This window comes from Pannonibacter sp. XCT-53 (genome assembly GCF_009915765.1).
GTDB classification, from domain to species: Bacteria; Pseudomonadota; Alphaproteobacteria; order Rhizobiales; family Stappiaceae; genus Pannonibacter; species Pannonibacter tanglangensis.
On the sequence record NZ_JAABLQ010000001.1, the window covers coordinates 2,514,318 to 2,536,468 of the forward strand.

General features: G+C 66.9%; 20 protein-coding genes. 6 read left to right on the forward strand and 14 right to left on the reverse strand.

Going from position 1 to position 22,151, the window contains the following annotated elements; genetic code table 11:
• Positions 1-12 precede the first annotated feature (12 nt).
• The 8 genes from phoU to GWI72_RS11210 all read right to left on the reverse strand — a co-directional run bounded on the left by phoU (position 13) and on the right by GWI72_RS11210 (position 8,896).
• The gene (gene phoU / locus GWI72_RS11175) at positions 13-723 is read right to left on the reverse strand and encodes a phosphate signaling complex protein PhoU (RefSeq protein WP_161708688.1); all 711 of its coding nucleotides are present in this window, start codon (positions 721-723) and stop codon (positions 13-15) included.
• 35 nt (positions 724-758) lie between these two features.
• On the reverse strand, positions 759-1,520 hold the full coding sequence (gene pstB / locus GWI72_RS11180; RefSeq protein ID WP_390806312.1) for a phosphate ABC transporter ATP-binding protein PstB: 762 nt from the start codon (positions 1,518-1,520) through the stop codon (positions 759-761).
• Positions 1,521-1,569: 49 nt separating this feature from the next.
• Complete coding sequence (gene pstA, locus GWI72_RS11185) at positions 1,570-2,928, reverse strand: phosphate ABC transporter permease PstA (protein WP_161708689.1); 1,359 nt, start codon at positions 2,926-2,928, stop codon at positions 1,570-1,572.
• Positions 2,925-4,394, reverse strand: coding sequence for a phosphate ABC transporter permease subunit PstC (pstC, locus tag GWI72_RS11190; protein ID WP_161708690.1), 1,470 nt, complete (start codon positions 4,392-4,394; stop codon positions 2,925-2,927). The genes pstA and pstC overlap by 4 nt, the downstream gene beginning before the upstream one ends.
• A 69-nt stretch (positions 4,395-4,463) precedes the next feature.
• Positions 4,464-5,495, reverse strand: coding sequence for a substrate-binding domain-containing protein (locus tag GWI72_RS11195; protein ID WP_161708691.1), 1,032 nt, complete (start codon positions 5,493-5,495; stop codon positions 4,464-4,466).
• A gap of 270 nt (positions 5,496-5,765) precedes the next feature.
• The gene (locus tag GWI72_RS11200) at positions 5,766-6,752 is read right to left on the reverse strand and encodes a substrate-binding domain-containing protein (protein WP_161676310.1); all 987 of its coding nucleotides are present in this window, start codon (positions 6,750-6,752) and stop codon (positions 5,766-5,768) included.
• Between the two features lie 211 nt (positions 6,753-6,963).
• The gene (locus GWI72_RS11205; RefSeq protein WP_161708692.1) at positions 6,964-8,313 is read right to left on the reverse strand and encodes an ATP-binding protein; all 1,350 of its coding nucleotides are present in this window, start codon (positions 8,311-8,313) and stop codon (positions 6,964-6,966) included.
• A 109-nt stretch (positions 8,314-8,422) separates the two neighbouring features.
• Positions 8,423-8,896, reverse strand: a complete 474-nt coding sequence (locus tag GWI72_RS11210; RefSeq protein ID WP_161676312.1) for an SRPBCC family protein — start codon at positions 8,894-8,896, stop codon at positions 8,423-8,425.
• Positions 8,897-9,050: 154 nt separating this feature from the next.
• On the opposite strand from GWI72_RS11210, the gene GWI72_RS11215 reads away from it, so the two are divergent.
• Positions 9,051-9,962 (forward strand): MBL fold metallo-hydrolase, encoded by a 912-nt coding sequence (locus tag GWI72_RS11215; RefSeq protein WP_161676313.1) that lies wholly within the window; start codon positions 9,051-9,053, stop codon positions 9,960-9,962.
• Positions 9,963-10,077: 115 nt separating this feature from the next.
• On the opposite strand, the gene GWI72_RS20170 is transcribed toward GWI72_RS11215, so the two are convergent.
• The 3 genes from GWI72_RS20170 to GWI72_RS11230 all read right to left on the reverse strand — a co-directional run bounded on the left by GWI72_RS20170 (position 10,078) and on the right by GWI72_RS11230 (position 13,674).
• Entirely contained in the window at positions 10,078-11,043 is a 966-nt protein-coding gene (locus tag GWI72_RS20170) for a DUF1499 domain-containing protein (RefSeq protein WP_161708693.1), read from the reverse strand.
• 109 nt (positions 11,044-11,152) lie between these two features.
• Positions 11,153-12,814 (reverse strand): long-chain-fatty-acid--CoA ligase, encoded by a 1,662-nt coding sequence (locus tag GWI72_RS11225; protein ID WP_161708694.1) that lies wholly within the window; start codon positions 12,812-12,814, stop codon positions 11,153-11,155.
• Positions 12,815-12,948: 134 nt separating this feature from the next.
• Positions 12,949-13,674 carry an HAD family hydrolase gene (locus GWI72_RS11230; protein ID WP_161676316.1) on the reverse strand — a complete coding sequence of 242 codons (726 nt, stop codon included), beginning with the start codon at positions 13,672-13,674 and terminating at the stop codon, positions 12,949-12,951.
• A gap of 154 nt (positions 13,675-13,828) precedes the next feature.
• Between GWI72_RS11230 and GWI72_RS11235 the strand changes: the two genes are divergently transcribed.
• The 3 genes from GWI72_RS11235 (at position 13,829) to GWI72_RS11240 (ending at position 17,052) form a co-directional block, all read left to right on the forward strand.
• Positions 13,829-15,205, forward strand: coding sequence for an aminotransferase (locus GWI72_RS11235; protein WP_161676317.1), 1,377 nt, complete (start codon positions 13,829-13,831; stop codon positions 15,203-15,205).
• A 234-nt stretch (positions 15,206-15,439) separates the two neighbouring features.
• The gene (locus GWI72_RS20320; protein WP_280116338.1) at positions 15,440-15,565 is read left to right on the forward strand and encodes a hypothetical protein; all 126 of its coding nucleotides are present in this window, start codon (positions 15,440-15,442) and stop codon (positions 15,563-15,565) included.
• Between the two features lie 512 nt (positions 15,566-16,077).
• The gene (locus GWI72_RS11240; protein ID WP_161676318.1) at positions 16,078-17,052 is read left to right on the forward strand and encodes a magnesium transporter CorA family protein; all 975 of its coding nucleotides are present in this window, start codon (positions 16,078-16,080) and stop codon (positions 17,050-17,052) included.
• Positions 17,053-17,064: 12 nt separating this feature from the next.
• On the opposite strand, the gene pdxH is transcribed toward GWI72_RS11240, so the two are convergent.
• Positions 17,065-17,703 carry a pyridoxamine 5'-phosphate oxidase gene (gene pdxH / locus GWI72_RS11245; RefSeq protein WP_161708695.1) on the reverse strand — a complete coding sequence of 213 codons (639 nt, stop codon included), beginning with the start codon at positions 17,701-17,703 and terminating at the stop codon, positions 17,065-17,067.
• A gap of 91 nt (positions 17,704-17,794) precedes the next feature.
• On the opposite strand from pdxH, the gene GWI72_RS11250 reads away from it, so the two are divergent.
• The gene (locus GWI72_RS11250; RefSeq protein ID WP_161676320.1) at positions 17,795-18,250 is read left to right on the forward strand and encodes an RT0821/Lpp0805 family surface protein; all 456 of its coding nucleotides are present in this window, start codon (positions 17,795-17,797) and stop codon (positions 18,248-18,250) included.
• A 137-nt stretch (positions 18,251-18,387) separates the two neighbouring features.
• A complete protein-coding gene (locus GWI72_RS11255) occupies positions 18,388-19,404 on the forward strand; it encodes a DnaJ C-terminal domain-containing protein (protein WP_161676321.1) in 1,017 nt (338 codons plus the stop codon).
• Positions 19,405-19,472: 68 nt separating this feature from the next.
• Here the strand turns inward: GWI72_RS11255 and GWI72_RS11260 are convergent, their stop codons facing one another.
• Positions 19,473-20,219, reverse strand: coding sequence for a crotonase/enoyl-CoA hydratase family protein (locus GWI72_RS11260; RefSeq protein WP_161708696.1), 747 nt, complete (start codon positions 20,217-20,219; stop codon positions 19,473-19,475).
• A gap of 20 nt (positions 20,220-20,239) precedes the next feature.
• Complete coding sequence (locus GWI72_RS11265; RefSeq protein WP_161708697.1) at positions 20,240-22,018, reverse strand: acyl-CoA dehydrogenase; 1,779 nt, start codon at positions 22,016-22,018, stop codon at positions 20,240-20,242.
• Positions 22,019-22,151 lie beyond the last annotated feature (133 nt).

Here is a 22,151-nt window from a genome sequence, read left to right on the forward strand (position 1 = left end):
CGGGTGACCGCGTCAGGCGTTCTCGATGTCGGCGAGGCCGGTTTCATCGATCTTGCGGCGAGCCTCCAGCAGCTGCTTGCCCGTCACCATGAAGTAGACGTTCTCGGCGATGTTGGTGGCATGGTCACCGATGCGCTCGATGTTCTTGGCGCAGAACAGCAGATGCGCGCACTGGGTGATCTTGCGCGGGTCTTCCATCATGTAGGTCAGCAGCTCGCGGAACAGCGAGGTGTAGATCGCATCCACCTCGTCGTCACGCTCGCGCACGGCCTGGGCTGCCGCAGCGTCGTGGCTGGTGTAGGCGTCAAGCACGGCCTTGAGCTGGCTCAGCGCCAGTTCGGACATGTGCTCCACGCCGAAGGCGGCCTTCTTGGAGTTGAGGTCGCCGTCGATGGCAATGACGCGCTTGGCGATGTTCTTGGCAAGATCGCCGACCCGCTCCAGGTCGTTGGCGATGCGACCGGCGGCCATGATCTCGCGCAGGTCCTGGCCCATCGGCTGGCGCAGGGCGACGATGCGGATGAACTTCGCCTCGATCTCCTGCTGCAGCTCGTCGAGACGCGCGTCCTGCAGGATGGTCTTGTGGGCCTTTTCCAGATCCTGCGACAGCAGGGCGGTCACGGCGTCGTTGACCAGCGCCTCGGCGAGGCCACCCATCTCGGCCACACGGCCAGCCAGCTCGCGCAGTTCTTCATCGTAGGAACTGACGGTATGCTCGGACATGTTCAAATCCTTCTCGCGTTGGAAACAACTGGACCTTAACCGAAGCGACCGGTGATGTAGTCCTGCGTACGCTTGTCCTGCGGGTTGGTGAAGATGTCCTGCGTCGCGCCTTCCTCGACGAGATTGCCGAGGTGGAAGAAGGCGGTGCGCTGGGACACGCGGGCGGCCTGCTGCATGGAGTGGGTCACGATCACGATCGTGTAGTTGGCGCGCAGCTCGTCGATCAGTTCCTCGACCTTGGCCGTGGCAATCGGGTCCAGCGCAGAGCACGGCTCGTCCATGAGGATCACTTCCGGGCTGACGGCGATGGCGCGGGCAATACACAGGCGCTGCTGCTGGCCACCGGACAGGCCGGTGCCCGGGCCGTCGAGACGATCCTTGACCTCGTTCCAGAGGCCGGCCTTCTGCAGCGAGGAGGCAACGATCTCGTCCAGCTCCGACTTCTTGCGGGCAAGACCGTGAATGCGCGGGCCATAGGCCACGTTCTCGTAGATCGACTTCGGGAACGGGTTCGGCTTCTGGAACACCATGCCGACCTTGGCGCGCAGCTGCACCGGATCGACCTTGGGGTCGTAGATGTTCTCGCCGTCGATGGAGATGTTGCCCTCGACGCGGCAGATGTCGATCGTGTCGTTCATGCGGTTGAGGCACCGCAGGAAAGTGGACTTGCCACAGCCCGACGGGCCGATGAAGGCCGTGACCGAACGCGGCTGGATCGCGATGTCCACGTCCTTGATGGCGTGCTTCTCGCCATAATAGACCTGAACCTTGCGGGCGGAAATCTTCGCATCAGTCATGGCAGCTGCCTTTGTCGTAACAGACATGTCGTTCATGGTCGCGGTTCCCTTACCAGCGGCGTTCGAACTTGCGACGCAGGATGATCGCCACGATGTTCATGGCCAGCAGGAAGACCAGCAGGATGATGATCCCGCCCCAGGCCTTCTCGTAGAAGGCCGGGTCCGCACGCTTGGCCCATTCGTAGATCTGGGCGGGCATGGCCGAGTTCGGCGACAGGAAGCCGGCCGTGACCCCGTCGGGATAGTTGGAGGCGATGAAGCCCACCATGCCGATCAGGAGGAGCGGTGCGGTCTCGCCGAGGGCGTGTGCCATGCCGATGATCGTGCCCGTCATGATGCCCGGCATGGCCAGCGGCAGCACGTGGTGGAACACGGCCTGCATCTTCGAGGCGCCGACGCCGAGCGCGGCGTCACGGATGCTCGGCGGCACGGCCTTGAGGGCCGCCCGGGTCGAGATGATGATGGTCGGCAGCGTCATCAGCGTCAGCACCAGGCCGCCGACCAGCGGCGCGGACTGCGGCAGATGGGCAAACTGGATGAACACGGCCAGACCGAGGATGCCGAACACGATCGAGGGAACGGCCGCCAGGTTGGCGATGTTCACTTCGATCAGGTCGGTGAAGCGGTTCTTCGGCGCGAATTCCTCAAGATAGATGGACGCCGCGACGCCGATGGGCAGCGACAGCAGCAGCACCACGAGCATCATGTAGAAGGAGCCGATCATCGAGACGCCGAGACCGGCCTTCTCGGGACGCGAGTCGGAGGCGTCCGAGCCAAGGATGAAGTCCCAGTTGAAGCGGCGCTCGATGGTTCCCTTCTCCAGCATCTGGTCGACGAGGTCGAGATGCGCGGGATCCAGGTTCTTGTCGTTGGCAAGGCTCTCGCGGGTGACGCGGCCCTTGAGGTAGCCGTCGACACGGGCGGCGGCGTAGATGTCGAAGACGACCGTCTTGCCGATCTCGCCCGGGTTCTGGAGCACGAATTCGCGCACCTGCGTTGCCGCACCGGAGGACAGCATCTTGCGCAGGTCGGCCGGCTTCATGTCGGTGGTGATGCCGGCGCCTGCCAGCTTCTCCTTCAGCGCGGCGTCGATCAGCGCGTTGTACTGCGAGGTCTTCACGACCGACGCCTCGGCGGCATCGATCTTGGCCTTGTCGAGGGGGATCGACACCTGGACGAAGGTCTGGGTGAAGGCCACCGTGCCGTTGCTGATGATCGCGTACATCAGGGCCGCCAGGAAGGACAGGCCGATGAGGATGGCGACGATGCCGTAGGCCTTGAAGCGCACCTCTGCGGCGTTGCGCTTGCGGGTCAGGGCGTCGAGTTCATACAGCGACTTGGACTTGCGCGGCTGCGCGTTCTGGCTGTCGTCCGGCAGGACCGGAGCATTCACTGTCGCGTCGGTCATTCGTACTGCTCCCGGTACTTGCGCACGATGTAGAGCGCGATGATGTTGAGCCCGAGCGTGATCACGAAGAGGGTCATGCCGAGTGCGAAGGCGACGAGGGCCTCCGGCGAGGCGAAGTCGGCGTCACCGGTCAGCTGGCTGACGATCTTGGCGGTGACGGTGGTCATCGCCTCGAAGGGGTTCAGGCTGAACTTCGCGGCGGCACCGGCGCCCATCACCACGATCATCGTCTCGCCGACGGCGCGGGAGGCCGACAGCAGGAAGGCACCGACGATGCCCGGGAGGGCGGCGGGCAGGATCACCTTGCGCACGGTTTCCGAATGGGTGGCGCCCAGACCGAGCGAGCCGTCACGCAGCGACTGCGGCACGGCGTTGATGATGTCGTCCGACAGCGAGCTCATGAACGGGATGATCATGATGCCCATCACCAGACCGGCGGTGACGACGGCAGTACCGCCCTGCATCCAGTTCAGGCCGAAGGCACCGCCCTCGCCGAACAGGCTGACCAGAGCTGGGCCGACCGTGAGCAGCGCGAACAGGCCGTAGACGATCGTCGGGATGCCGGCGAGCACCTCGAGCAGGGGCTTGGCCACGGACCGGACAGTCGGGCTTGCATATTCGGACAGGTAGATCGCCGCAAAGAGGCCGATCGGAACGGCGACCGACAGGGCGATGATCGAGATGTAGAACGTAGCCCAGAGCAGCGGCACGATGCCGAGCGAGGAGCCGCCATGGAAGCTCGGGCTCCAGGTCATGCCGAAGAAGAAGTCGGCAGCCGGGTAGAGCTTGAAGAACTCGACCGTGTTGAAGACCAGCGAGAAGAAGATGCCGGCCGTCGTCAGGATCGCGATGGACGCGGCGCAGACCAGCATGCCCATGACGATGTGCTCGACACGGTTGCGGGCCCGGAAGTCCTTGTTGGTCGACAGCACCGCGTAGGCAAGACCACCGAAGGCGACCAGCAGCACGAGCAGCGTGCGCAGCATGTTTCCGGCGGAGGCAAGCTCGCGGTAGCTCTGGGCCGCGCGCAGGGTCTCGGACGACACGTCGGACCCCAGGGCGACGCCGATGTCGCCGAGACGGCCGCGGACGTCGGTCAGTTCGGTGCGGATGGAACGCGCCTGCTCGTCGGTCATCACCCCGCTGCTGACGGCAAGGTCAAGGCCGTCGGCGACACGCCGGACATCGCTCAGCACCAGGTCAAGCGAACTCTTGGCAATCGCGTCCTGCGAGATCATGCCCGAGATCTGGGAGTTGATCACGACGGGCTGGATCAGGAGCCAGGCGCAAAGCGTCAGGATGGAGGGGACCAGCACCATCAGGCTGACGTGCCAGCCGTAGTATCCGGGCAGGGAATGAAGGTTGCGGGCATCACCGCCGGCGCTGGCAACAGCGCGGATGCGACCGGCGAAGAAACCGGCGGCGGCAAGGCCGACAATGACCAGGAGAAGGAAGAAAAGAGACATGAGGCGCGACCCACCAGCAACAGGGACAAGAAAGGGCGGCTTTCGCCGCCCTTTCAGTGTGAGGTCGGCTTACTGGCCGATGGTCTTGGCGGCAGCCACGTCGGCCTGAACCTTGGCCAGCTCCGGATCGGAGACGAGGCCGTACTGGGCGAGCGGGCCGCTTGCGCCGGCGATTTCGTCAGAGACGAAGAACTGGGCGAATTCCTGCAGGCCCGGGATCACGCCGATGTGCGCCTTCTTGACGTAGAAGTACAGCGGACGGGAGACCGGGTATTCGCCGGACGCGATCGCAGCAACGGTCGGGACGACGTTGTTGATCGTGGCGACCTGCAGCTTGTCGGTGTTGTTCTCGTAGAAGGACAGACCGAACACGCCGATGCCGTTCTTGTTCGACTCGATGCGGGCGAGGGTTTCGGTGTAGTCGCCGTCGATGTCAACGGACACGCCGTCGGTGCGCAGGGTGATGCACTTCTTGGCAGCGCCCTTCTCGTCGGCCTTCTTGAAGACGTCCAGCGCACCGGTTTCCTTGCAGCCGGCCGCGATGACCTTCTCTTCAAACACTTCGCGGGTGCCGTGCTTGGTGCCCGGGACGAAGGCGAGGATCGGCTGATCCGGCAGGTTCGGGTTCACGTCCTTCCAGGACTTGGCGGTGTTCGGAACGACCTTGCCGTCGACGACGACTTCAGCGGCCAGAGCCTTGAACCAGTCGGCCGGGGTGAAGGCGAACTTGTTGCCCTTGATGTCGGAGGCGAACACGATGCCGTCATAGCCGATGCGGACTTCGATGATGTCCTTCACGCCGGCTTCGGCGCAGGCCTTGATCTCGGCTTCACGGATCGGGCGCGAGGAGTTCGCGATGTCGATGGTGTTCTCGCCAACGCCTTCGCAGAACTTCTTCAGACCGGCGGACGAACCGCCCGACTCGACCACCGGGGTCGGGAAGTCGGTGTTTTCGCCGAAGGCTTCAGCAACGATCGAGGCGTAGGGCAGAACGGTGGACGAACCGGCGATCTGGATCTGGTCGCGGGCCTGGGCGGCGCCGGCGACGGCGGTGGCAGCAACTGCGAGGGCTGCAACGCTGACGAAAGACTTGAACTTCACTTGACCACTCCCTTCGAATGTCAAGGTTTTCGGAGCACCACTCGGCCAGTGCGGACCGGAGCGATGGGCGGACCATAGGTGGCTGTCATGTGACTTGTATGACAGTTGAATATCAGTTTTGTGACAAACTAAGCCGTTGCCCTGCTTTGATTTTCCTTTGGCTGACGGGGCGTTCTTGCCAGTTTTGTGACGGTTCTGCGCACGCGGCTGCGCGGCTGGCGGCCGGGTGCCGCACGGGGCCGCCAGCGACGGCCCCGCAGGCGGCGGCAGTCAGTTGCCGGCAAAGGAAGTCTCGACCTGCCGGACCTGGGCAACGCGCTCGGCGTCCGGCAGCGGAATGAGACCCTTCTGCTTCAGATAGCCACCCGGTCCCCAGGCCTGCTCGCGCGTCAGCTCGGTGAGGTATTCGGGCATGCCGGGAACCGCCTCGGCGTGTTCCTTCTTGAAGTAGACGTAGAGTGCCCGGGAAAGCGGATAGGCCCCATAGGCGATGTTGGTGAAGGTGGGCTCGATCCCGGAGATCCGCGCGCCCTTGAGGTGGCTGAGATTGGCGTTGAGGAAAGAAAAGCCGAAGATGCCGAGCGCCGTGGGCGTCGCATCGAGCAACTGGACCACCAGCTCGTCATTCTCGCCCGTGTCCAGATAGACGCCATCCTCGCGGATGGCGTGGCAGGCCTTGCCCTTGAGGCCCAGAGCGGCGGCGTCCGGCACCCGGGCACAGCCTGCCTCCAGCGCCATCTCGGAGAAGGCATCGCGGGTGCCGGAGGTGGGCGGCGGGCCGAAGACCTGGATCGGGCTGTCCGGCAGGTCGGCGCTGATGTCGGACCACTTGCGATAAGGATTGTCCACCAGCCGGCCATCAACCGGCACCCTGGCGGCCAGCGCGAGGAAGAGCTGCGGCAGGGCGAGGTTGAAGTCCGGCGCGTCCTTGAAGCCCGCCAGCACGATGCCGTCGAAGCCGATCTTCAGTTCGATCGGCGTCACGCCGTTCAGGGCGCAGACCCTGGCCTCGTCCGGCTTCATGGCGCGGGAGGCGTTGGTGATGTCGGGCGTCTCTGCCCCCGTGCCGGCGCAGAAGAGTTCCATGCCGGCCCCGGTTCCGGTCGATTCCACCACGGGCATGCGGAACCCGCCGGTCATGCCGAAGCGTTCGGCCACAGCCTTGGCGAAGGGAAACACGGTCGAGGATCCGACGATCTGGAGCTGTTCGCGCTCGAAGGCGGCGGCCTGCGACGTGAGGCAAAGGGCAGCAATCATGCCCAATGCCAGCCTGGTCCCGTTAGCAGTCAAGTGCCCCTCCTGCCTGCCAGTTGCGTTCCTGAACCCGACAGCCTGTCCGTCGCGCCGGCGGGTCGCCAGCGGGTCCCGGCCCGGGTACAGCGTTCAGCGCCGGCGCGGTGCCTGCGCGTTGTCCGAGAGTATTACCCCGGCTGGTTGAGAGTTATGTGACAGACCCTTGCCGTTTTCCTTAGCCGGCAGGGCGGCCGGCACCCCGGTCGGCCGCAGCCCCCTGGTCGGGGAAGGTCACGGCGAAGCGGGCCCCCTCCCCGGGCTTGCTGTCGATGTCGAGGCGTGCCCGGTGACGGGTCAGGATGTGCTTGACGATGGCAAGGCCCAGACCGGTCCCCTTCATGCTGCGGCTGGAGGCCACGTCGACGCGGTAGAACCGCTCGGTCAGGCGCGGCAGATGCTCGGGGGCGATGCCCTCGCCATAGTCGCGCACGGCAAGACACCATCCCGACGGCCGGCCCGGCTCGATGGCAACCTCGATCCGTTTTCCCGTGCTGCCGTATTTCAGGGCATTCTCGATCAGGTTCTCGGCCACCTGGATCAGCTCGTCCCGGTCGCCCTGCACGAGGATCTCGCCGGCGGGGGCCTCAAGGGCGATGTCGAGGTCCATGTCGCGCGCCAGCGGCGAGAGGGCATCAATGGTGTGGCGCACGATCTCGGCCAGATCGACGTAGGTGTCCGGCCGCACATGGGCGCGCAGCTCGATGCGGGACAGGGACAGGATGTCGTCGATCAGCCGCCGCATCCGGTTGGCCTGGTCCAGCATGATGGCGAGAAAGCGCTCGCGGGCGACGGCGTCGTCGCGGGCCGGCCCCTGCAGCGTCTCGATGAAGCCGGTGAGCGAGGCAAGCGGGGTGCGCAGCTCGTGGCTGGCGTTGGCGACGAAGTCGGTCCGCATCCGCTCGAGCCGCCGCTGTTCCGTCAGGTCGCGAATCGCCACGAGGATGAAGTCGGGGTTGGCGCCGCTCTTGGCCGAACCATTGGCCGCAGGCAGGTGGATCGGGGCGATGCTCGCCTCGAACCAGGATTCGGTCGGGACCTTCTCGGCCCATTCGATCCGCTCGGCCGTGCCATGGGTGCGGACGCGGTCGAAGGCCTCCAGCAGCGATGGCGCGCGCAGGCTGAAGGACACCGGATCGCCGGGGCGCACCGCCGCATAGCGGGTCCGGGCCACCGCATTGACATAGCGGGTGATGCCGCGGCCATCGACGAGGAAACAGGGCATGGGCAGGGCGTCGACCGTCACCTTCATGCCGGTGCCGGGCCACATGCGGCGCTGGTTGCGCTGCTCGTCGGCGGCGATCGACGGTGCGGGGGGCGCGCGGCGGGGTGTGATCAGCGCCACGCCGACGAGGAGGACGAGCGCGCCGGCCACGGCGGCCGGCGGCACGTCATAGGTGAGGGCAGCCAGGGCCCCGGCCGCCAGCGCGACCAGGAGGACCCAGCGCAGCTCGCGCAACCGGCCGAGCGGGCTGGTCGCCCCTGCGGTGCTGGACAAGGAATCGGTCGCCTCGGTGTTGTCCGCCATGACACTCCCCGGCGCCTCCCCCCGGCGCGTCACAAGTCATCAGAAAAACTGAGCCGGCGACATAACACGAACAAGGTGTCAATCCTGCGACACCGCGATGCCTGCCGGATCAGCGCCGGCCGGCCATGGCGGTGAGACGACCCAGACAATGCTGCCAGCCGGCCGGCGAGGCCATCGCCGCCTGGTACTCCGCCGCCCGCTCGCCATGCCGGATGAAGTCCGTGTGGACCAGCTCCAGCCGGGTGGCGTCGCCGGCGTCGCGGAAACTGAGCATCACGCGGCTGGCGGCCGCCGGGTCGGCGATCGGCTCGCGCTCCGGCGAGATCTGCCAGGCCAGACGCAGGTAGAGCGGGCGCTCGATCGACAGGACGGTGCCCCAGACCACGCGCCGGCCGCCCCGGTCCTGCTCGTAGCAGGCACCGCCCAAATGGGGTTCGATGCCGATGTCGTCGAGGGTCTCGCCGAGGAAGGTGTATTCGCGCGGCCACCAGGCCGCAAATCGTTCCACCACCAGCTCGAAGGCCTGCGGCCGCGGAAGCGGCAGGACGACCTCGAGGGATATGGACTGTTCGGGATTGGACATGATCTATTGCCGCCGGTTTCGTGTTTGCGGGCCCGCGAGACGGGCCGTCCGTTGGTCCCGAACCTACTGCAGGCACATTACCGATTCACGGCAGTTCGGCAATGGCAACAAGCGGATGCGACAGGTTGCCCTCCCCGGCCGAAGGACAGGCAAAATGGCAGGATTGGTTCATGACACCGCGTTCGACCCGGCCTATGGCACGGCGGTCGAGATCGTTCCGGGGGTGCGCCGGCTGACGGCACGCAACCCTGGCCCCTTCACCTTTCACGGCACCAACACCTATCTCGTGGGCACGCGGGACCTCGCCGTGATCGACCCGGGGCCCGAGGATGCGGCGCATCTGGCGGCGGTGCTGGCGGCGGCCGACGGGGCCCGGATCAGCGCGATCCTGGTCAGCCACACGCACAAGGATCATTCCCCGGGGGCCGCGGCGCTGGCGGCGGCCACCGGAGCGCCCGTCCTCGGCTGCGCCCCGCATGCACCGGCGCGCGCACTGGCGCTTGGCGAAATCAACGCGCTCGACGCAAGCTCCGACCTCGACTTCCGCGCCGACCGGGAGCTTGCCGACGGAGACACGCTGACGCTCGCCGCCGGACGTTTCGAGATCCTGGCAACACCGGGCCACACGGCCAACCATCTGGCCTTCGCCCTGCCCGACGCCGGACTGATCTTTTCGGCCGACCATGTGATGGCCTGGTCAACCTCGATCGTTGCCCCGCCCGACGGCTCCATGCAGGCCTATCTCGCGTCGCTGGACGTGCTCGCGCGCCGGCCCGAGGCGACCTATCTGCCGGGTCACGGGACGCTGGTGCGCTCGGCCCATGCCTATGTCGAGGCCCTGAGGGCCCACAGGCTGGCGCGGGAAGCGGCTGTCCTGCAGGCGCTGGACGGGCGGAGCCTGACGATCCCGGAGCTGGTGGATGCGGTCTATCGCGGTCTCGACCCGAGCCTCAAGGGGGCGGCCGCGCTGTCCGTCTTTGCCCAGCTGGAACGTCTGATCGAGCTGGGATCGGCACGCAGTGTCGCAGGCTCGGGCCTGTCGGGCACCTACGCGCAGGCACGCTGACGGCTGGCGGCGGAGGGCGGCAGGAGACCTCGCGGGATGCGATCGGCGGGACGCCGTCTCAGGGTCCCGATGCGCCTCGGGTGCGGCTCGGGGGGGGGGCGCCTGCCAGAGCCGGTCAGCGCGCCGGCGCCGGGTCTTCCTCGTAGATCTCGTCGAACTGGGCCGGTGCCAGCGCAGGCACGGTTTGCGCGCCGCTCGGTTTCATGGACGGCAGCGGCACGGAGGCAGCCGCGTCTGCAAGCGGCCGATCGGCCAGAAGCGGCAGCTCCTCGGCCTCGATTGCAGCCGCCTCCTCCGGCGTCACGGTCAGCTTGGCGATGTCGCCATAGGATTCGGTGAGCATCTCGTCGAGCTGCCGGTAGAAGCCGCGGATGCGCCAGGCATTGAGCCCGAGATCGTGATCCTTGAGATCGCTGGCGGCGCGCACGTCCAGAACGGCCCCGGCCCGGTCGGGACGGATGCGGATCGTCAGATCATTGGACAGCGCCAGCACGGGCACGCGCGTCTCCACTTCCAGCAGGGTCGGCGCATCCTGCATGTCGGGCGGCACCTCGCCGATGATCCGCCATTGCTGCTTCTCGACGACCTTCAGGACGGCGGCGTGCAGGTCTCCGGGCGTGATGCGAAAGCGGCGCGACACGATGTCCGGATAGGCCGCCCGCTGGGCCAGTTCCCGCGCGACAAGTCCGGGATCGGAGGCGGGCAGCCCCGGCTCCGGCATGGCACGCGGCGGGTCCTGCAGGTCGGTGCTGACCTCGGTCAGGGGCGGAAAGGCCGCCGATGCGGTCACGACCGCCCCCGCCGGCATCAGCAGCAGAAGCGCGTAGAAGAGGCCACGCGCCGCATCGGCGACGCCGATGCCGCCCCGGTTCCACCAGCTCGCGATGGCGAGGCAGCTCATGATGCCGCCGGCAAGGCCAAGGGTCACCGAAGCAATCAGCACCTTGCGAAGGTCCGGCGCGTCGATCACCCCGGCGCGATGCGCGAGGATCCCGGCAATCAGGGTCGGCACGCCGAGGGCCGCGATGAAACGGGCGATCCGGGCAAGGTCCGATCTGCGGACGGGATATCTCTTGCGCACGCTGTTCCCCTGCCAGCCTCGACATGCGCCCGGCGGCGCCGGCGCGTGATCGGCTGCATCCTAGCCCAAGCCGGTGTGAACGCCAGCAGCTTCTGCGCCCTCCCCCGCGTCAGCGAGGGGGCTCGTCCCGTGCGCCGGGCGGGCGGCGGTCCGGCAGCACGTGCGCGCGGAACATCTCGCGCAAGGCCGACTTCCTGATCTTGCCGGTAGCCGTATGCGGGATCTCGTCGAGGAAGACGACATCATCGGGCATCCACCAGCTGGCGATCTTGCCCTGCATGTAGGCCAGGATGTCCTCGGCCCGCGGCTGGGTGTCGCTGCGCGGAACGACGATCAGCAGCGGTCGCTCGTCCCACTTGGGATGCGGCACGCCGATGACGGCGGCCTCGGCCACGTCCGGATGCCCCACTGCGAGGTTTTCCAGATCGATCGACGAGATCCATTCGCCACCGGACTTGATCACGTCCTTCGACCGGTCCGTGATCTGCATGTAGCCGTCAGGGTCGATGTGGGCCACGTCGCCCGTGTCGAAGAACCCCTCCGGATCCAGCACCTCGTCCGTCTCCGCCTTGAAATAGGCCCGGGCGATTGCCGGGCCACGGACCTTCAGGCGGCCGAAGGTCCGGCCGTCCCAGGGCAATTCGGTGCCGGCGTCGTCGGTGATCTTCAGTTCGACGCCAAAAGGGGCAATGCCCTGCTTGGCCTGCAGGTCGAGCCGTGCCTCGCCGGTGAGGGTGGCCTTGCCTGCCTTGGGCGCACAGACCGTGCCGATCGGGCTCATCTCGGTCATGCCCCAGGCATGCATCACGCGGACGTCATAGTCCTCCTCGAAGGCCCGCGTGATCGCACGCGGACAGGCCGAGCCACCGATCACGACCCGCTCCAGCCAGGGCAGGCCCGCCCCGGTCGACTGCAGGTGCTGCAGCAGCATCAGCCAGACGGTCGGGACGGCCGCGGTCAGGGTGACGCGCTCGCTGTCGAGGAGGTGCCAGATCGATTGCCCGTCCATTTTGGGTCCCGGCAGCACCAGGGCCGATCCGGCCAGGGGCGCGGACAGGGCAAGGGACCAGCCGTTGGCGTGGAACAGCGGCACGACCGGCATCACGCGGTCGCGGCTGCGCAGGCCCAGCATGTCCGGCACCGACGCACAGAGCGCATGCAGCACGTTGGACCGGTGGGAATAGACAACGCCTTTCGGGTCGCCGGTGGTACCGGAGGTGTAGCACATGCCGGCGGCGGTGTTCTCCTCGACCTCGACCCAGGCGAAGTCCGCATCCGCCTCCGCCAGCCAGTCCTCGTAGGGCACGACGCGCGGCAGCGTCGTGGGCGGCAGATGCACGGCATCGCACAGCACGATGACCTGCTCGATCGTCTGCAGGCGCGGCCAGATCTTCTCGACAATGGGCAGGAAGGTCAGATCGACGAACAGCAGCCGGTCCTCGGCGTGGTTCATGATCCAGGCGATCTGTTCGGGAAAGAGGCGCGGGTTGACCGTGTGGTAGATGGCGCCAAGACCCATCGCGCCATACCAGACCTCGACATGGCGCCAGGTGTTCCACGCCAGCGTCGCCAGCCGGTCGCCCAGGCGGATCCCCTGCCTCTGCAGGCGCTTGGCCAGCTGGCGCGCGCGCTCGTGCAGCTCGCGATAGGTGGTCCGGTGGATCGGCCCTTCGACGCTGCGCGACACGATTTCCACGGCGCCGTGGTTGCGTGCCGCATGGTCGATCAGCCGCGTGCATGTCAGCGGCCAGTCCTGCATCAAGCCCAGCATGTCTCACCTCCCGGGGCGGCCGTCCGGGGGCAGGCCCCGCCCGACCGCCATAGTGCGGAGGCGTCGCGGATGCTGTCCAGAGGCAAGACGGCCCGCAGCGTGCTGCAGCGCATCAGTGCCGGAGGTCTGCCGGCTCAGGCGCCCATGCCGTCCAGCCAGTCGAGCAGATCGTCGAGCCCGCCGAACACATGGTCGGCGTGGGGGGCGAGCACATCCGCCCCGACGGTTCCGGTGGTCACCGCGACGCGGCGAACGCCGGCATTGCGCCCGGCGTGCATGTCGTGGAGGCTGTCGCCGACCAGCGCGATTTCCGAGGGATGCAGGCCCGTCGCCCGGCTGAAGGCCAGGATCATGCCCGGCTCCGGCTTCGGGCCATGGCCGCTGTCATAGCCGTAGATGTGCTGGAAACAGGCGCTGAGCCCGAGAGCTTCCATCTGGGCGCGGGCGGCGGCTTCCGTGTCGTTGGTGGCGATGCCGAGCGCATAGCCGGCCGCGTGCAGCGTGCGGATCGTCGGGTCCAGCGTCGGGAACGGGGCAAGGTTCTCCAGCCCGAACCGGAACAGGTGCGCTTCCATGTCGGCCAGAAGGCCGCGCGCATCGGTGACGCCCAGAATGCGCGCCCAGTCGTCGAGCACCGTGTCGTTGGCCCCCGCCACGAAGGGAGAATTGGGATCGAACAGACCCTGCCCGAGGTCGAAGCCGCTGACGCGGGCCAGTTCACCCGCCGTCTGGGCATTGCCCGCCGCCATGGTCTCGATCAGACGGCTGAAGGCCGGGGACCAGGTGCGCTGGAAATCGATGAGGGTGCCGTCCTTGTCGAAAAGGATGGCCTTGATCGCCGTCTGGGGGCGTGGGCTCATGCTCGTGTCTCCGGGGCGGCGGGCCTTTCGCCAGCCGCCGCTTGTCTCAGTGTCCAGGTGCCAGGGGGACCCTGTGCGGCGCGCTTGACAGGAGCCGCGGCCGCAGGCTGGCATCGGGAGCCGGCGACTCGGCCGCCGGAGAGAGGAAACAGCCATGCCCCTGACGAATGTGCAAGCCCGCGATGTCCAATCGCTGCTCCACCCCTACACCCAGCTCCATAAGCTCGTGGATACGGGCCCGCTCGTGCTGGAACACGGCAAGGGCGTGTTCATTTACGACACGCAGGGCAAGGAATATCTCGAGGGCATGTCCGGCCTGTGGTGCGCCGGGCTCGGCTTCGGCGACGAGGAGCTGATCGAGGCCGCCCGCGAGCAGCTGTCCCGGCTGCCCTACTACCATCTCTTCGGCGGCAAGGGCATGGAGCCGGCGATCGAGCTGGCGGAACGGCTGAAGGACATCGCGCCGATGCCGGTGTCCAAGGTGTTCTACACCTCGTCGGGCTCGGAGGCGAACGACACCCAGATCAAGCTGGCCTGGTACTACAACAACGCCCGCGGCAAGCCGCAGAAGAAGAAGATCATCAGCCGCGTGAAGGCGTATCACGGCGTGACGGTGATGGCCGCTTCGCTCACCGGCCTGCCGGGCAACCACCGCGACTTCGACCTGCCGGTGGCCGGCGTGCTGCACACCGACTGCCCGCATCACTACCGGTTCGGCGAGGCGGGCGAGAGCGAGGCGGAATTCGTGGAGCGGATCGCCGGCAATCTGGAGGCGCTGATCGAGCGCGAGGGGGCCGACACCATCGCCGCCTTCATCGCCGAGCCGGTGATGGGGGCCGGCGGCGTCATCGTGCCGCCGCAGGGCTACTATCCGCGCATCGTCGAGATCCTGAAGGCCAACGACATCCTGTTCATCGACGACGAGGTGATCAACGGCTTCGGGCGGACGGGCAACTGGTGGGGCTGTCAGACCATGGGCTTCACGCCGGACACCATCTCCTGCGCCAAGCAGCTGACGTCGGCCTATGTCCCGCTCGGTGCCGTGCTGCTGCCCGAGGAGATGTACCAGGCCTTCGTCGAGCAGAGCCGCAAGATCGGCACCTTCGGCCACGGCTTCACCTACGGCGGCCATCCGCTCGGCTGTGCGGTGGGGGCCAAGGCCCTCGACATCTACAAGAGCCGCGACATCGTGGGGCGCGTGCGCGGGCTGGCGCCGCAGTTTGCCGCCCGCATCGGCCGGCTGGCCGATCATCCGCTGGTCGGTGACGTGCGCTGCAGCGGTCTGGTGGGTGGCGTCGAGCTGGTGGCCGACAAGGCCAGCCGCCGGTCCTTCGACCTGACGCAGGGCGTCGGGCTGGCCTGTGCCAAGGCCTGCGAGGCGGAGGGACTGATCCTGCGCGCCATCGGCGACACGATCGCCATCTGCCCGCCCATGGTCATTTCTGCCGAAGAACTGGACATGTTGTTCGACCGTCTCGAGACGGCGCTTGACACCACGGAGGCGCATGTCCGGCGCGAAAACTTGCGCTGACGTGAAAGAGCCACAGAATTCCTGCGAAAAGGCCCGGTTCGGGCCTTTTCCTTTTGGCGCCGCACGCGTAATGCTTAAAGGATCGTAAACCCTCCAGGGTGACGATAAGGATAATCTAGCAGCGCCAGTGTTTTGCACTGCAAAAGAACTGTCGGATTTTGCCAGCTGGCCATAAGCCCGCCGCAATCGATGTGCATTTAAGTATCTGTCAACCCTCTAGCCGGACTGACGTACATGACGAGCGCCCCTGAAAAGAAAACTGCAAACGTTCCGAACCTCGTGCAACAGTACAAGCCGCTGGCCATCCAGGCCGTGTCGGCAGCCATCACTGCCAAGGCCGGGACGTCCGCCAAGCGGTAATCCCGTCGAGCCAAGCCCCGGCGCCGGAAGCCCCCTTCCGCGCCGGAGGGCTCGCCCGCTCCGCTTCGTCGCGCCTGCTGATCCCGCGCCGGATCATCAACTGCGTGCGACCCAGCCCCATGCTCGCAGTCCTTTCGGACCTGCTGCGGCCCCGGTCATGCCGCTCCCGAGCCGATTGCATCGCTTGAGCCGGATCTGCACGGTGCGCTCCCCCGAAGGTCCGCTCTGGTCCGACCGTTTCCCGGCCGGCCGCCCCCGCAAGGCGAGCCTTCCCGTCGGATCCTCCCCGAGCCTTTTGTCCGCCAGGCGCAACCGTCCCGCTCCCGAGGCGTGAGCCGCCCAGACCCAGACTCCCAAGACCAGACGCCCAAGAACAGACGTCCAGGACCAGACGCCTGCCCGAGGGCGGATCAGCCGGATAGTTCGCTGTCAAATCAATAACTTCGGCTTGGCCGAATCAGGTTTTGCGTGCATCGTCTCCACGGGAGCAGGTCAAGGCGGAGCACCGGGACATGATCATTGCCTACACCCCGACGTCCACCGGCTTCGCGCGCTCGGAAGTTCCGGCCGGCGGCACGATCCCTCTGACCGCAGTCTGGATCGACCTGTTCAATCCGACGCATGAGGAGCAGCTGGCGGCCGAGCACCTCATGGGCGCGGAGATCCCGACCCGGGAGGAAATCGCCTCGATCGAAACCTCCGAGCGGCTTTATGACGAGCCGGGCGCGATCGTGATGACCGCACTGCTGCCCATGGCGGCGCGGATGCCGGACCCGAAGATGTCGTCCGTCACCTTCGTCTTGAGCGCCAAGCGCCTCGTCACCGTCCGGTACGGCGAGCCTCAGTCGATCATCAACTGCTCGCGCCGGGTCCAGAGCGACTCGACCATCCCCCGCAACGGGCCGGGCATCCTGTTCGTGATGCTGGACATCATCATCGACCGTTGCGCCGACGTGCTGGAAGAGGCCTCGGACGCCTTCGACAAGCTCTCCTCCCGCGTCTTCGAGGAGGGCCTGAGCTCGCGCCAGGCCGACACCTACCGGGCGGCGATCCGCACCCAGGGGCGCATCGGCCTGCAGGTGGCCCGCATGCATGACGTCTGCGCCAGCCTCATCCGGCTGTTCCTGTTCCTCTCCAGCCGTGCCACGCGGGTCAATCTCACCGAGGACCAGGTGGCGAGCTGCAAGACCTTCGGCCGTGACATCCAGTCGATCAAGGAACATGCGGACGCGCTCGACACCAAGCTCGCGTTCCTGCTTGACGCGACCGTGGGCCTCGTCAATCTCGAGCAGAACCAGATCATCAAGATCTTCTCGGTCGTGGCGGTCATCTTCATGCCGCCCACGCTCATCGCATCCGTATACGGCATGAACTTCGCCGCAATGCCCGAGCTGCAATGGGCCTACGGGTACCCCTATTCGCTCGGGCTGATGCTCGTCTCGGTCGCTTTGACCTTCCTCTATTTCCGCCTCAAGAAGTTGCTTTAGGCGCGAAGGCTCTCACGGGTAGAGCCGCAGCTTCTGCCAGGCGACGTCGGCCGACGGGCGGGTGAAGCGGACGCGGTCATGCAGGCGGAAGGGACGGTCATGCCAGAACTCGATCTCGAGCGGCGTGATGCGCAGGCCAGTCCAGTGCTCCGGACGCGGGATATCGCCGATGCCGAACTTCGCGGTGTAGCGCGCCACTTCCTTTTCCAGGGCAAAGCGGCTCTCCAGCGGCCGGGACTGCTTCGAGGCCCAGGCCCCGATGCGGCTGCCGCGCGGACGGGAGAGATAGTACTCGTCGGCCTCCGCGTCGCTCACCAGATCGACGAGGCCGCGCACCCGCACCTGCCGGCGCAGCGACTTCCAGTGGAAGCAGAGGGCCGCCTTGCGGGCCGAGAGGAGTTCGCGGCCCTTGGCGCTCTCCAGATTGGTGTAGAACACGAACCCCCGCGGGTCGAAGCCCTTGAGCAGCACCATGCGGACATTCGGCAGCCCGTCCGGGTCCACCGTGGCCAGCGCCATGGCGTTCGGGTCGTTGAGTTCCTTCGGCTCGGCATCGGCAAGCCACGCCGCGAACAGGTCGAACGGCTCTGCGGCTTCCGTGAAATCACCGTTTGTTAAGTCTTTTGCGGAAGTGTCGTCGATGTGGGTCATTGGCTCGGCAGGCTGTCAGATGTGGGTATCCGGGGCGGGATATCCGGCCGCCTCCGGGACGGCTGGATCCGGGTGAGAAGGGCCCTTGGTGATGCGTAACCTTCCATATCCGACGCTCCTTTCCAAGCACTACGGACTGGCTGCGGCCATTTTGTCCGGTTCGCTCGTGCTCGGCGGATGCGCGCAGATCTCCTCTCCCCTTGCCAGTTACGACGGACCGGCGGCCGTGGATGTCACCGGGTCGACCAACGGAGCAGGCACTGCCTCCGATCTGGAGATCGACACCACCGACCGCGCGGTGATCGCCCTCGCCCTGACGCGGGCACCGGTGGCCGGCGCGGCGGTCGAGATCCCGTGGCTGAATCCGGAAAGCGGCAACTCCGGCACCATCACGGCGCTGGGACGCGAGGGCGAGCAGGTGCCCGGCTGCATGGCCTTCCAGACCACTGCCAACACGATCCAGGGCGTGAAGGCCTACAGCGGCAATGCCTGCCGCGACCTGCGCCAGGAGCTGCAGGTCATCGGCATTGCCGAGGCCGCCCGCTAGATGACGCAGGGTCAGCCCGGAACAAGCCCGATCTGGCAACACTGGCTCTCGCACCTTATATGCCAGTCAAGTTAAAGTGACGGGCAAACGGCGGCGCCGAACCCCGGCGCCCTGCCCCCCAGACCATTGGACCTCAGATGCGCGACCCCTATTCTGTTCTTGGCGTCCCCAAGTCGTCGACCGAGCAGGACATCAAGCGGGCTTTCCGCAAGCTTGCCAAGCAGTACCACCCGGACCAGAACGCCAACAATCCGGATGCCCAGTCCCGCTTTGCCGAGATCAACCAGGCCTACGAGATCCTGGGGGACAAGGACAAACGCCAGAAGTTCGACCGCGGCGAGATCGACGCCGAGGGCAAGCCCCGCTTTCAGGCGCATGGCTTTGACGGCTTCTCCGACTTCGACCCTTTCCGTGATGCCGGCCGCGACGCCGGCGCGAACCGCGGCTTCCGCGCGTCCGGGGGCATGGGCGGCGGCGGAATGGGCGGCGGCGGCTTCGACGATATCCTGAACGACATTCTCGGCGGTTTCGGCGGCCGCCGCGCCGGTGCCGGCGCGGGGTATGGCGCGGGCGCTGGCGGGGGCGCAGCCGGGGGCGCGGGCCGCTCGTCGATGCCCCAGGCCGGCAAGAACGTGGACCTGCTCCTGCAGGTCACGCTGGAGGAGCTTGGTCGCGACGGCAAGGCCCGCATCACCCTGCCCTCCGGCAAGAGCGTCGAGCTGAAGATCCCGGCCGGGACCGAGGAAGGCGACAAGATCCGCCTGCGCGGCCAGGGGCAGCCCGGCCTCAACGGCGGACCGGCCGGCGATGCCGTGGTGGAAATCCGGCTGCGTCCGCACCGGCTGTTCGAGGTCAAGGGCTCGGACCTGCACCTGAACCTGCCGCTCACCCTCTACGAGGCCGTTCTCGGGGCCAAGGTGCGCACGCCGACACTGGACGGCGCGGTGAACCTGACGATCCCGGCCGGATCGAGCAGCGGCAAGGTCATGCGGCTGAAAGGCAAGGGGCTTCCGACCAAGGCCGGCGGCCATGGGGACCTGCTGGTCCGGCTGGAGATCATCCTGCCGCCACACGGCGACGAGGAGCTCGAGACCCTGATGAAGGCCTGGAAGGAAATCACGCCCTATCCGGCCCGGGGCCCCGAGTTCGACTGACGGTCCGTCTGCGGCTTGCAGCCAGGCGCGGTCCGTTCCCGGTCACCGGGAACGACTGCGCTCCCGTCTCAGCCCTTGCCCTTTGCCATGAAGGCCGTGAAGGCGGCGACGGCTTCGGCCGAGGACAGGCGCTGGCCGAAGAGCCGGGCCTCCTCGTCCATGCGGGCGAGCAGGTCGCTACGGTCGCCCCGCAGGAGGTCACGCGACAGGCGCATGGCTTCCACCGGCTTCGCGGCGATGGCCCGGGCCGTTGCCATGGCCCGTGACTCGAGTTCGTCCTCGGCGACGACGTGGTTGACCAGCCCGGCAGCCTGCGCGGCCTCTGCCGAAAAGCCTTCGCCCAGACACAGCAGCTCGAAGGCCCGCTGATGTCCCATCAGACGCGGGGCCAGCAGGCTTGAGCCGGCCTCCGGCACCAGTCCCAGATCGACGAAGGGGGACTTGATCAGCGTCCGCGGACTGGCGAAGACCATGTCGCAATGGAACAGCAGGGTCGTTCCCACCCCGATGGCCAGACCATCGACTGCGGCGACCAGCGGCTTGGCGGCGCGGACAAGCGCGTCAAGGAACGTCAGCACCGGCAGCCCGGTCAGATCGCCCTTGCCCGCATGCTGCAGGAAGTCGGCAATGTCGTTTCCGGCCGTGAAGGCGCCAGGGCTGCCACAGATCAGGTGGCAGCGGACCTCCGCGTCCGCATCACCGGCCTTCAGGCCCTCGGCGAGGGCGAGGTACATCTCGCCGGTGATGGCATTCTTCTTGTCCGGCCGGTCGAAACGCAGAATGTTGACGCCGGCTTCCCTGTGCATGCGGATCATGACGGTCCTCCCTCCGGCGTTCAGGACGCCAGAGCCATCGGGTCATAGGAAAGGATGCTGTCGGCGGCACCCATGACATCGCGCGCCAGGCCGCCCACCTCCACCAGCAGAGTCTCGGCAAAGAACCGCGCCAGCAGCCGCCGATGGGCGGTGGCCTTCGGATCACGATCCTCGACCAGAGCCCCCTTCGTCAGCAGCGCGGCACCGAAGGTCAGCCCGGTGAGACGGAGGTAAGGGGTCGCACCGGCAAGGGCTTCCGCGACGCGTCCCCCGGCCTGCGCCTCCATCATCCAGTCGGTGGCGCGACCAAGGTCGGCGATGGCCATGCTCAGCGGATCCGACAGCGCCTTGACCCCGGTATCGGAATGCGCGGCGGCGGCGGCGGCAAGGGCCGAAAGCTCGTCGATGAACCCTTTCACGTGGGCGCCGCCGGCGAGCGGCAGCTTGCGCTGGATCAGGTCGATGGCCTGAATGCCGTTGGTGCCCTCGTAGATCGTCGAGATGCGCACGTCGCGCAGGTGCTGCGCCGCGCCGGTTTCCTCGATGAAGCCCATGCCACCGTGGATCTGGATGCCGAGCGAGGCACTCTCGACGCCGAAATCGGTGGAGATGGCCTTGGCGAGGGGCGTCAGCAGCCCGGCCCGGTCCGTCCAGAACGCGCGGTCCTCTGCCGTCGTCGACAGGCGGGCCCGGTCGATGGCATGGGCGCAGGCGTAGCAGATCGCGCGCGACACCTGGGTCCGCGCCTGCATGCCAAGCAGCATGCGCTTCACGTCAGGATGCGCCGCAATCAGGCTCATCCCCTTGCTGTCGTCACCGGGCGCCTTGCCCTGGCGGCGATCGAGCGCATAGGCAAGCGCCTTCTGGAAGGCGCGTTCGGCGACACCCAGCCCCTGGACCCCCACCGCCAGCCGGGCGTTGTTCATCATCGTGAACATGCAGGCCAGCCCCCTGTTTTCCTCGCCGACCAGCCAGCCGATGGCCCCGCCGGCATCGCCATAGATCATCGTGCAGGTGGGCGAGCCGTGGATGCCCATCTTGTGCTCGACGCCGGCGCAGCGCACGTCATTGCGCGCGCCGAGGCTGCCGTCCGGATTGACCAGCACCTTCGGGACGAGGAACAGGGAGATGCCCCGGGTGCCCGCCGGTGCGTCGGGCAGGCGGGCAAGGACCAGATGGACGATGTTGTCCGTCATGTCGTGCTCGCCGTAGCTGATGTAGATCTTCTGGCCGAAGATGCGATACGTGCCGTCGGGCTGGCGCTCGGCACGCGCCGTGAGCGCGTTGAGATCGGAGCCCGCCTGCGGCTCGGTCAGGTTCATCGTGCCGGTCCACGCGCCGGAGACGAGCTTGTCGAGATAGGTGGCCTTGAGGTCTTCCGAGGCATGTTTCTCGAGCGCCTCGATGGCCCCCACCGTCAGGGTCGGGCAGATCGAAAAGGCCATCGAGCCGGAGTTCCACATTTCCAGCGTGGCGATGTAGAGCATCAGCGGCAGGCCCTGCCCGCCATGGGCCGGGTCGGCGGCAAGCCCGTTCCAGCCCCCCTCGATCCAGCGGTGATACAGGTCGCGCCAGGCCGGCGGCAACGTGACGGCGCCATCCCGGAACGGTGTTCCGGTCCGGTCGGCAATCGCGTTCAGCGGCGCAATCTCCTCGGCCGCGAAGCGCCCGGCCTCCGTCAGGATCGCCTCCACCAGATCGTCGCTCAGGTCTTCGACGCCCGGCAGGGAGCGCAGGTCCTCAAGGCCGGCGATATGGGTCAACGTGAAGGCAATTTCCGAAAGAGGCGCGCGATACATCCGTTTCTCCCTTTCGCGCACGCTTCGAGCTTGACGCGGGCAAGCCGAGCCCCCAAAACGCCGCGCGACGTCATCGACTTCCGTCGAACCTATAGACGTTTACGTAAACGTCAATACGTTACCCATCGGCAGG

Excerpts from the sequence above, each read along its gene's own strand:
- phoU (WP_161708688.1), bottom strand. The coding sequence starts at position 723 with ATGTCCGAGCATACCGTCAGTTCCTACGATGAAGAACTGCGCGAGCTG.
- pstB (WP_390806312.1), bottom strand. The coding sequence starts at position 1,520 with ATGACTGATGCGAAGATTTCCGCCCGCAAGGTTCAGGTCTATTATGGC.
- pstA (WP_161708689.1), bottom strand. The coding sequence starts at position 2,928 with ATGACCGACGCGACAGTGAATGCTCCGGTCCTGCCGGACGACAGCCAG.
- pstC (WP_161708690.1), bottom strand. The coding sequence starts at position 4,394 with ATGTCTCTTTTCTTCCTTCTCCTGGTCATTGTCGGCCTTGCCGCCGCC.
- GWI72_RS11200 (WP_161676310.1), bottom strand. The coding sequence starts at position 6,752 with ATGATTGCTGCCCTTTGCCTCACGTCGCAGGCCGCCGCCTTCGAGCGC.
- GWI72_RS11205 (WP_161708692.1), bottom strand. The coding sequence starts at position 8,313 with ATGGCGGACAACACCGAGGCGACCGATTCCTTGTCCAGCACCGCAGGG.
- GWI72_RS11210 (WP_161676312.1), bottom strand. The coding sequence starts at position 8,896 with ATGTCCAATCCCGAACAGTCCATATCCCTCGAGGTCGTCCTGCCGCTT.
- GWI72_RS11215 (WP_161676313.1), top strand. The coding sequence starts at position 9,051 with ATGGCAGGATTGGTTCATGACACCGCGTTCGACCCGGCCTATGGCACG.
- GWI72_RS11225 (WP_161708694.1), bottom strand. The coding sequence starts at position 12,814 with ATGCTGGGCTTGATGCAGGACTGGCCGCTGACATGCACGCGGCTGATC.
- GWI72_RS11230 (WP_161676316.1), bottom strand. The coding sequence starts at position 13,674 with ATGAGCCCACGCCCCCAGACGGCGATCAAGGCCATCCTTTTCGACAAG.
- GWI72_RS11235 (WP_161676317.1), top strand. The coding sequence starts at position 13,829 with ATGCCCCTGACGAATGTGCAAGCCCGCGATGTCCAATCGCTGCTCCAC.
- GWI72_RS20320 (WP_280116338.1), top strand. The coding sequence starts at position 15,440 with ATGACGAGCGCCCCTGAAAAGAAAACTGCAAACGTTCCGAACCTCGTG.
- GWI72_RS11240 (WP_161676318.1), top strand. The coding sequence starts at position 16,078 with ATGATCATTGCCTACACCCCGACGTCCACCGGCTTCGCGCGCTCGGAA.
- pdxH (WP_161708695.1), bottom strand. The coding sequence starts at position 17,703 with ATGACCCACATCGACGACACTTCCGCAAAAGACTTAACAAACGGTGAT.
- GWI72_RS11250 (WP_161676320.1), top strand. The coding sequence starts at position 17,795 with ATGCGTAACCTTCCATATCCGACGCTCCTTTCCAAGCACTACGGACTG.
- GWI72_RS11255 (WP_161676321.1), top strand. The coding sequence starts at position 18,388 with ATGCGCGACCCCTATTCTGTTCTTGGCGTCCCCAAGTCGTCGACCGAG.
- GWI72_RS11260 (WP_161708696.1), bottom strand. The coding sequence starts at position 20,219 with ATGATCCGCATGCACAGGGAAGCCGGCGTCAACATTCTGCGTTTCGAC.
- GWI72_RS11265 (WP_161708697.1), bottom strand. The coding sequence starts at position 22,018 with ATGTATCGCGCGCCTCTTTCGGAAATTGCCTTCACGTTGACCCATATC.